Origin of the sequence: Streptomyces sp. SID10853, assembly GCF_010548145.1 — a bacterium.
In the GTDB taxonomy this organism is placed as follows: Bacteria; Actinomycetota; Actinomycetes; order Streptomycetales; family Streptomycetaceae; genus Streptomyces.
In genome coordinates this window covers 1-8923 of sequence record NZ_JAAGLN010000269.1, presented here as the reverse complement: position 1 = coordinate 8923, position 8923 = coordinate 1, and the positions used below count along the sequence as shown (strand labels likewise).

Here is an 8923-nt window from a genome sequence, read left to right as displayed (position 1 = left end):
CGTAGCGGTGCGACGCGCAGCGCACCGACCGCGGCGCGCGCCTCCTGGACCCCGTCGCGGGCGAGGTCCGCGGCCCGGTCGAGCGGGCCGGTCAGCGACGCGGGCGCGCCCTCCCGGTTCGCGATCGCCCGTACGGCCTGCAACTGCACGGAAAGCCCGGCGAGGCTGTGGGCCAGGACGTCGTGCATCTCCCGGGCGATACGGCTGCGTTCCTCCCCGGCCGCCGCCTCCTGAAGGGCCTGCCGGGACGCCTCGACCTCGGCCAGCAGCGCGACGGCCCGGTCCCGCTCCGCCTGGAGGGCGGTGTGCTCCACGGACCGGTCGGCGAGGAGCCAGGCGCCCACTCCGGCCAGCAGTCCGGCCAGACTGCCGGTGACCACCATGATCGCGATCCCGAACGCGGCCGATATCACGGCGACGCCGGTCGTCCGCACGGGCCCCGCCGGGAGGCGCAGCGGGAGGACGGAGACGCCCGCGAGCACCGGGAAGGAGCCGAGCCCGGCCGGCACCAGGAGCGAGACCGCGAGGCCGGAACCGATGGCGATCGTCGCGCCCAGGGTGCCCAGGACGGACGGCAGGGTCCGCCGGCCCAGCAGCAGCCCCAGCGCCGCGAGGACGCCCAGCGCACCGACGACGATCCTGAGGGTCGTCCCGTGGGCCCCGGCCACGGTGACCGCCATACAGGCCACCATGGCCGTCGCGCCCCGGAAAGTGCCGCGGTTCAGCCCTTCCCAGCCCGGTGCTTCCCAGACCGGCGTGCTCCACCAGCGCCCGTTCATCCCCGCACTCCGTTCTCCGCCGGCGGCCACACTCCGGTGTTCTCGGCCGGGCTGCTCCGCCCCGCTGTTCTCGGCCGGGCTGCTCCGCTTCGGTCAGACGTAGGTGCCGGGACGGGGCGCCGGTGCGGCGGACGGCGATCCGGCGCGGTTGCGGGCCATCAGGAGGCCGCCCCGGGCGACGATCGTACCCAGCCGGACGACGACCTCGCCGAATGCCATCAGGACCAGGGCCACCACCCATGCCTGGCCGCTGGTGATGTCATGGGCGACCGAGAAGTGCGCGAGATGGGCCTGGCCGGAGGGGTGGCTCGACCAGACGGCGAAGCCCAGCCGGAAGCCCATGCAGATCACCCAGAGCGCAGCGGCGCTCGCGGTGGCCTTGATGCGCACGTGCCCCTCCGCGTAACGGACGCGGGTCAGCAGGCCGGAGACGAGGCCGAAGACGATCCCCACACCGGCGAAGAGCGCGATCAGTGGCAGGTCGTTCCCCGCGGTGGGGAAGGAGTCCAGGTAGTTGAAGCCCGTCCAGGCGATGATCGCCAGCGGCAGGAGGACGGTGCGGGCGGTGAGCCGTTCTTCCCTGAGCTGCCGGAAGACGATGAGGAGGAGCAGGATGTCGATGATCCAGTCGGTGAGCGTCATGGCTTCGACTATTCGCTCCGGCGCTCCGTAATCCTTCAACCCATGGGTTGAAGGGGGGTGGAACCCGGGTGCAGGCGGACCTCCACCCGGGGCAGGGAGACCCACCCCGGGGCCGTCCCCGGAACCCCTACAGCACCTTCGCCAGGAAGGTCCTGACCCGCTCGTTCTCGTTCCCCTCGGAGAAGAACTCCTCGGGCGGCAGATCCGCCGCGATCCGGCCGCCGTCGATGAAGACGACCCGGTCGGCCACCTTGCGGGCGAAGCCCATCTCGTGCGTCACCACGACCATGGTCATGCCGTCCTTGGCGAGGCCCGTCATGACCTCCAGGACGTCCTGGACGACCTCCGGGTCCAGCGCGGACGTCGGCTCGTCGAACAGCATGAGCTGCGGGTCCATCGCCACCGCACGGGCGATGGCGACCCGCTGCTTCTGCCCGCCGGAGAGCCGGTTCGGGTAGATGTCGGCCCGCCCGAGCATGCCCACCCGGTCGAGCAGCGCGCGGCCCCTCTCCTCGGCCTCCGCGCGGCTCCGGCCGAGCACGTTCATCTGCGGCAGGACCACATTGCGCAGCGCGGTCATGTGCGGGAACAGGTTGAACTGCTGGAACACCATGCCCATACGGGCCCGCAGCTGGTCGAGGTTGGACTCGGTGGCGCTCAGCTCGTCGCCGGAGAACACGACGCGCCCCGATGTCGGTGTTTCCAGCAGGTTGAGACAGCGCAGGAACGTCGACTTGCCGCCGCCGCTGGGCCCGATGACGGCGACGACCTGCCCCGGCTCGATGGTGAAGTCGATGCCGCGCAGCACTTCATGATCGCCGAACGCCTTGGTGATGCCGTGGGTTTCGAGGAGTGCCATCAGACATACACCGCCATCTTCTTCTCGATTGCATGGGTCGCGAAACCGATGATGTTGGTGAGGATGTAGTAGAGGAGGCCGATGAAGAGGTAGACGGTCAGGGCGTCGAACGTCCTGGATATGACCACCTGGCCGACGAGGAACAGCTCGCTGATCGTGACGAACGAGACCAGCGTGGAGTTCTTCGTCAGCGACACGAACTCGTTGCCCAGCGGGGGAAGCATCCGCAGGAACGCCTGCGGTACGACGACATGGCGCATGGCCGACGCGTGGGACATCCCGCAGGACCTGGCGGCCTCGATCTGGCCCCGGTCCACCGACTGCACGGCCCCGCGGAAGATCTCCGTGACGTACGAGCCGCTGTAGAGGCCGAGCGAGAGCACACCCGCGACCATGGGCGGCAGCTGCAGCCCCAGCTGGGGCAGACCGAAGTAGATCAGGAACAGCTGGACGACGAACGGCGTGCCGCGGATCACCGAGACATAGGCGTTGCCCAGCCAGCGCACCGGAGCGATCCCGCTGAGCTTGGCGAACCCGCCCGTCATACCGAACAGCAGACTCAGGCACAGCGACATGAGGATCACCTCGATGCTCACCACCAGGCCGTGCCATATCTGGCCCCAGGAGTCCACGATCGTCTGCGGGTTGAGGAGCGGGTGGCTCTTCGACTTGGTCTTGCCCGCGGCCCCGAACCACTTGTGGGTGAGCTTGCCGTAGGAGCCGTCGCTCTTCATGTCCTTCAGCGCGCCGTTGAACGCGGCGGTCACCGCCGTGTCCGTCTTCGGGAAGGCGTAACCGTAGTCCTCGCCCGTCAGGCGCTTGCCGACCTGCTTGATACCGCCCTGCTGGGCGACGAAGTACTGGCCGGCCGGTGCCCCGGTCACGACGGCCGCGGCCTGGCCCAGCTTCACGGAGGAGAACATCTGCTGGTTGGTCTGCACCGTGACCAGCTTGGCGCTGGGCGCGTTCTCCTTGAGCCACTCGACGGACTTCGTACCGACCTGTACGGCGACCCGCTTGCCGGCCAGGTCACCGAGGGAGTGGATCGTGTCGTCCTTGTCGGCGGTGAACATCGCGAGCCCGCCCGGGTAGTACACGTCCGAGAAGTCGATGACCTTCGACCGCTCCTTGTTGATGTAGATGCCCGAGGCGCCCATGTCGATCTGGTGGGCCTGCAGCGCCGGGACGATGTTCCCGAACGGCATCTGTGTGAAGGCGACCTTCTTGATGCCCGCCCGCTTGGCGAGCGCCCTGACCAGCTCGATGTCGAAGCCGCCCCGGACGCCCTTGGCGTCGGTGAACTCGAAGGGCGGGAACGTGGCGTCGGTGCCCACGCGCAGTGTGGCCCGGCCCGAGCGGAGCTGGGCGAGCTTCTGGTCCCCCTTGTCCGCCTGCGGTGCGGCGGCGGCGGACGAGGCGCCCGCCAGCAGAAGGAACGACGCGAGGAGCCCGGCCAGAACGGCCGCTCCCCTTCGCCCCACGGGTGCTCTTACCATGTTCCACTCCATTCGGGCCTTGCGTGGTGCACGAGTTCAGGTGACGGGGGTGACGGGGCGGCGCTGCGCGTACGCGTACGGGTGCGCGGCACCGGGTGGCCGGGCTGTGCGGGCCCGGCAGCGCCCCCGGTCACCGGTGGGCCGGGGACTGTCCGCGGCCCGTCATGGCTGCGGCTCCTCCAGACGGCCGATGTCCTGCGCCGCGGCATGGGTGAGGGTGAGCAGCGCCTGGTGGTTGCGGCGCCCACGGAACTCCGGCGCCATGGTGCTGACGGTCCCGGTGAGCTGCCCCTGCCGGTTGAGTACGGGGACGCTGACGCCCCACACGCCCTCGTCGACCGCTCCGGTGCTCATGGCGTACCCGCGGTCGCGGATACGGGGGAGGTCGGCGGTCAGCGCCTCCGCCTGGGCGGGGCCGATCCGGTGCGCCGCGCAGACCTCGGCCACGCGTGCGTCCGGAAGGTGGGCGAGGATCGCCTGGGCGCTCGCACCGAAGGTCAGCGGCTGGCTCAGCCCCGGCGAGAAGCTGCATTTGATCACCCGGGACCCCTCGGCGGCCTCGACGCACAGGACGTGCTGGCCGCTGGGGATCAGGAAGGCCGCCAGCTCCTCGGTGTCGGACGCCAGCCGGGCCAGCCGGCGCTTCACCTCACCGCCGCCGAGCATCTCGCGCCGGTAGTTGACCGCCATCTGCACGGCGAGCGAGCCCGCGCAGTACCGCCCGCGCGTCCGCGTCGGGCTGACGAGCCCCAGCTGCGTCAGATCGCCGAGATGGCGATAGACCGCACTGACGGGGATGCCGGTGCGGCGGGAGAGGTCCTGGGCGGTCACAGATGCCTGCTCGGCGAGCACGGCCAGGATGGCACCGGTTCTGTGAGCCGGACCCGGAGCGGTCTTTCCGGTAATCACACGGCAGACCATAGGGGCCAAATCCAGCCACGACGAGACCGTTGTCTCACCCAGTGGGAAGTTGGCTATCAACCAGTGGGAGATGTGCGATGTGACGGAGTTGTCGACTGCTGCTGTGAATTGTCGGCGTATGTACGGATATCCGGCAGTCCGGCTGCTGCGCGATCGGAGCCCTGGCAGATCAGGCATCGGATGGGGTTTTTCCGATGCGGTCCCGGCGGCTGTTTCAGGCCAGCTCTTCGGCCGGCAGATCCATCAGCAGCCCGTTCTGCCATACGCCGGTACGAGGGTCGCGCCCGTACGCCCGCATGATCCCCACTGGCTTGAACCCGACGTTATTCCAGCTCCGGTGATCCCGATGATCCCGGTGGCACGACGGCGGGGAGCCGGGAGAGCGGCGCCAGTACGGGTTCCAGCTCACGCCGCACCAGCCGGCGCAGCGTCCACACCGTCCGCAGTCTCGGCACGATCGGATCGAACCGGGTGAAGGACGCCCGCCAGTCGTCACCGAACGAGACGAAGCCCTTCAGACGGAGATCCCATCTGCGCTTCGACCGGGGGAGCGGCTCCGGGAAGGGCGGCAGCCCGGGCAGCGGCGGCCACGTGCCGGAGCCTTCCGCGCCGGACCGCATGGCGTACTCCCGCGCGACGGCCTCGCCGAACGCCTCGTAATCCGGCTGGTCGCAGTAGACCAGCAGGACCAGCCGGGAGGGCGGCAGGATACGGAGCGCCTCCGTGAACTCCCAGACCGTGCCGGGCCCGGGTGCCGCGGACATGATCACCGCATGGGCGCCCCGGATCATCGCGCTCACGGTGCCCTGCCAGTCGTCGAGCGGGAGATACCCGCGCTCAGCCCCGAGCAGCGGCAGCCGCTCACCCGGTCTGCCGACCGCGACCACACGTCCCGCGCGCCTGAACTGCCGTACCAGGAAGTCCTCCTGGGTCATCCCCGGTATCTCGAAGGGGGAGCGCATCATGGCGCCGGGGGCGTCGGGCATGGGCCGGGCCATCTCGGGGTCGATGGTGAACGGCCGTAGGTACAGGACGTAACGCTCGCCGGGCAGGCCCCCGAACGACCCGAGGGTGCCGGACCGGTGCCGCGCGCTCCGGACCAGGAGAGGGAAGCTGACCGCGAGAAGCAGCGCTCCGCCGAGCACCACGGCCACCAGGATCAGCAGCCGCGACCACAGCGGAAGCCGGCCCGCCTCACCCGAGGGCTCCCGCACCAGAGCCCTCAGCAGCGCGGCTCCGCTGAACAGCATGCCCATCCCGACGAGCCGCACCCCCCAGCCCAGTCCGCTCAACGCGCGCCCCCGGGCGGGACTCTGCGCCGTCCGGCCCGCCCGGCCGCCTGCTCCTGCTGGTTGCCGCTCCATATGCGCCCCCCGGGCCGTGCCACAGCTATCCGGCCGTCCTCCAGTCTGTGTGCGCGCACCGGCACCCAGCAAGGGCGACAACGAGCCGCTCCGGCCGCCGAGTTGAGCTGCGTCCCGGCCACGGTGAGGGAAAGGGGAGGGTCACCCCGTGGGCAGTCCCAGCTCCCGTGCGATCAGCATGCGCTGGACCTCGCTCGTGCCCTCGCCGATCTCCAGGATCTTCGAGTCGCGCCACATCCGCGCCACCGGGTACTCGTTCATGAAGCCGTACCCGCCGTGGATCTGTGTCGCCTCGCGGGCGTTGTCCACCGCCACCGTCGATGAGTACAGCTTCGCCAGCGCCGCCTCCTTCTTGAACGGGTCGCCGCTGACCAGCCGTGATGCCGCGTCGCGCCAGGACACCCGCGCCGTGTGGGCCTTCATCTCCATGTCGGCGATCTTGAACTGGATGGCCTGGTTGGCGCCGATCGGGCGGCCGAAGGCGTGGCGCTGCTTCGCGTACGCCACGGACTCGTCCACGCAGCCCTGCGCCAGGCCCGTCGCCAGGGCGGAGATCGCCACCCGGCCCTCGTCGAGGATCCGCAGGAACTGGGCATAACCGCGGCCCTCCTCGCCGAGCAGGTTCGCCGCGGGGACCCGAACGTCGGAGAACGACAGCTCGCGGGTGTCCGAGGCGTTCCAGCCGACCTTGGAGTAGGGGGCCGCCACCGTGAATCCCGGGGTGCCCGAGGGGACGATGATCGCGGAGATGCGGGGGCGGCCGTCCGGCTTGCGGCCGGTGACCGCGGTGACCGTGACCAGGCCCGTGATGTCCGTACCCGAGTTGGTGATGAAGCACTTGGAGCCGTTGATCACCCAGTCGTCACCGTCGCGCACCGCGGTGGTCCTGGTGCCGCCGGCGTCCGAGCCGCACTCCGGCTCGGTCAGGCCGAACGCGCCGAGGATCTCGCCCGAGCACATCCGGGGCAGCCACGTCCGCTTCTGCTCGTCCGTGCCGAACAGGAAAACCGGCATCGCGCCCAGCGAGACACCCGCCTCCAGGGTGATCGCCACCGAGGAGTCGACGCGGGCCAGTTCCTCCAGCGCGATGCCCAGGGCGAGATAGTCCCCGCCCATCCCGCCGTACTCCTCCGGGAACGGCAGCCCGAACAGGCCCATCCGGCCCATCTCGCGGATGATCTCGTACGGGAATTCGTGCCGCTCGTAGAAGTCGCCGATCTTCGGGGCGATCACGTCGTGCGCGAACGCCTCCACCGTGCGGCGGAGTTCTTCGTGTTCGGTGCTCAGACGGTGGTCCATGGTTACTGCTCCTGGTGGGAGAGGGCGCGTACGGTGCGGGACGGGCTGGGTCGGCCCAGTTGTCCGGCCATCCACACGCTGGTGGCGGTGAGGCGGCCGAGGTCGACACCGGTCTCGATGCCGAGTCCTTCGAGCATCCAGACGAGGTCTTCGGTGGCGAGATTGCCGGTGGCGGACTTCGCGTACGGGCAGCCGCCGAGCCCGCCCGCCGAAGCGTCCACCGTGGTCACGCCGTGCTGGAGGGCGGCCAGGGTGTTGGAGAGCGCCTGGCCGTACGTGTCGTGGAAGTGGACGCCGAGCGCGTCGGTGGAGACGCCCGCCCCGTTGAGCCCGGTGAGCAGGGCCTGGACATGGCCGGGTGTCGCCACTCCGATCGTGTCGCCGAGGCTCAGCTCGTCGCAGCCGAGGTCCAGCAGGCGCCGGGCGACCGTGACCACCCGGTCGACCGGGACCGGGCCCTCCCACGGGTCGCCGAAGCACATCGAGAGATAGCCGCGCACGTGCAGGCCCGCCGCGCGGGCCTTGGCGACGACCGGCGCGAACATGGCGAGCGACTCGTCCACGGTGCGGTTCAGATTGGCCTTGGCGAACGACTCGGTCACGCTGCCGAAGACCGCGATCCGGCGGGCCCCCAGCTCCAGGGCGCGGTCGAGCCCGCGGCCGTTCGGCACCAGGACCGGCAGGTCCACGCCCGCGGGGATGTCGGCGAGCTGCGGGAACAGGCTCTCGGCGTCGGCCAGTTGGGGCACCCAGTCGGGGTGTACGAAGCTGGTCGCCTCGATGGTCGTCAGACCCGCCCCGGCGAGGCGGTGGATGAACTCCGCCTTGACCTCGGTCGGTACGACCGTCTTCTCGTTCTGCAGCCCGTCGCGCGCGCCGACCTCGTGGATGCGGACCCGGGGCGGGAGCCCTGCCGCCGGTACGGGCATGGGCAGGCCGTTGCTCATGAGTCCTCCTGCGGGGTGCCGGGTGTGCCGGGTGTGCCGGGGATGGTGGCGGGGGTGCCTCCGGGGCCGCCGGCCGCGGCGCCCGCCAGGAGCTCGGCCGGGACATCGGCCCGGGCGTCGGCCGGAAGGCCCGCGGGGCCGTCCGCCGCCGTGTCGGCCGGGGCGCCCGCCGGGGTGACGACCGCCAGGACCTGGTCCATCGCGACCGTCGTACCCGGGACCACGTCCAGTTCGGTGACGGTGCCCGCGTGCGGGGCCGTGATCAGATGCTCCATCTTCATTGCCTCGACCACCAACAGGCCCTGGCCCGCGCTCACTTCGTCCCCGGTGGCGACCTTCACCACGGTCACCGTGCCCGGCATCGGCGCGGTGAGCGAACCCGCCCCGCCCCGGCCGGCCGCCGCGTCCAGCGTGGTCTGTACGGGGTCGTGGTCCTGGACGTGCCAGGCGTCGCCGTCCCGGCCGAGCCAGTCCCCGGCGCGGTGGAAGGTGTGCACCGTCCCGCCGACGGTGACCGACACGGTGTCCGGGGTGACCCGGCCCGCGCCTTCGGCCTGCACCGCTTTGCGGCCGGGGACCTGGAGCCACTGCCGCACCGGCAGCGCCGCGCCGCCCA

General features: G+C 70.8%; 9 protein-coding genes and 1 pseudogene. All 10 read right to left on the bottom strand.

Annotated elements, in window-relative coordinates; all coding sequences use genetic code 11:
• Positions 1 to 779, bottom strand: a 779-nt coding sequence (locus G3I19_RS31555) for a histidine kinase (RefSeq protein ID WP_239074957.1), incomplete at its 3' end; no start/stop codon positions are given.
• A gap of 93 nt (positions 780 to 872) precedes the next feature.
• Positions 873 to 1421, bottom strand: coding sequence for a hypothetical protein (locus G3I19_RS31550; RefSeq protein ID WP_164267138.1), 549 nt, complete (start codon positions 1419 to 1421; stop codon positions 873 to 875).
• Positions 1422 to 1548: 127 nt separating this feature from the next.
• Positions 1549 to 2280, bottom strand: coding sequence for an amino acid ABC transporter ATP-binding protein (locus G3I19_RS31545; protein ID WP_164267137.1), 732 nt, complete (start codon positions 2278 to 2280; stop codon positions 1549 to 1551).
• Positions 2280 to 3776, bottom strand: a complete 1497-nt coding sequence (locus G3I19_RS31540; protein ID WP_164267136.1) for an ABC transporter substrate-binding protein/permease — start codon at positions 3774 to 3776, stop codon at positions 2280 to 2282. The genes G3I19_RS31545 and G3I19_RS31540 overlap by 1 nt, the downstream gene beginning before the upstream one ends.
• Positions 3777 to 3938: 162 nt before the next feature.
• Positions 3939 to 4685, bottom strand: a complete 747-nt coding sequence (locus G3I19_RS31535) for an IclR family transcriptional regulator (protein WP_164267135.1) — start codon at positions 4683 to 4685, stop codon at positions 3939 to 3941.
• Positions 4686 to 4911: 226 nt separating this feature from the next.
• Positions 4912 to 5034, bottom strand: a pseudogene (locus G3I19_RS31530) (aminoglycoside 6'-N-acetyltransferase); the annotation flags it as partial.
• Positions 5021 to 5989 (bottom strand): hypothetical protein, encoded by a 969-nt coding sequence (locus tag G3I19_RS31525; protein WP_164267134.1) that lies wholly within the window; start codon positions 5987 to 5989, stop codon positions 5021 to 5023. The gene G3I19_RS31525 and the pseudogene G3I19_RS31530, both read right to left, overlap by 14 nt.
• A gap of 213 nt (positions 5990 to 6202) precedes the next feature.
• Entirely contained in the window at positions 6203 to 7360 is a 1158-nt protein-coding gene (locus G3I19_RS31520) for an acyl-CoA dehydrogenase family protein (protein ID WP_164267133.1), read from the bottom strand.
• A 2-nt stretch (positions 7361 to 7362) separates the two neighbouring features.
• Complete coding sequence (locus tag G3I19_RS31515) at positions 7363 to 8307, bottom strand: hydroxymethylglutaryl-CoA lyase (RefSeq protein WP_164267132.1); 945 nt, start codon at positions 8305 to 8307, stop codon at positions 7363 to 7365.
• Positions 8304 to 8923 (bottom strand): biotin/lipoyl-containing protein (locus G3I19_RS31510; RefSeq protein WP_343235264.1); only part of this gene is annotated, 620 nt, incomplete at its 5' end. The genes G3I19_RS31515 and G3I19_RS31510, both read right to left, overlap by 4 nt.

Coding starts and splice junctions, on each gene's coding strand:
- G3I19_RS31550 (WP_164267138.1), bottom strand. CDS start 1,421: ATGACGCTCACCGACTGGATCATCGACATCCTGCTCCTCCTCATCGTC.
- G3I19_RS31545 (WP_164267137.1), bottom strand. CDS start 2,280: ATGGCACTCCTCGAAACCCACGGCATCACCAAGGCGTTCGGCGATCAT.
- G3I19_RS31540 (WP_164267136.1), bottom strand. CDS start 3,776: ATGGTAAGAGCACCCGTGGGGCGAAGGGGAGCGGCCGTTCTGGCCGGG.
- G3I19_RS31520 (WP_164267133.1), bottom strand. CDS start 7,360: ATGGACCACCGTCTGAGCACCGAACACGAAGAACTCCGCCGCACGGTG.
- G3I19_RS31515 (WP_164267132.1), bottom strand. CDS start 8,307: ATGAGCAACGGCCTGCCCATGCCCGTACCGGCGGCAGGGCTCCCGCCC.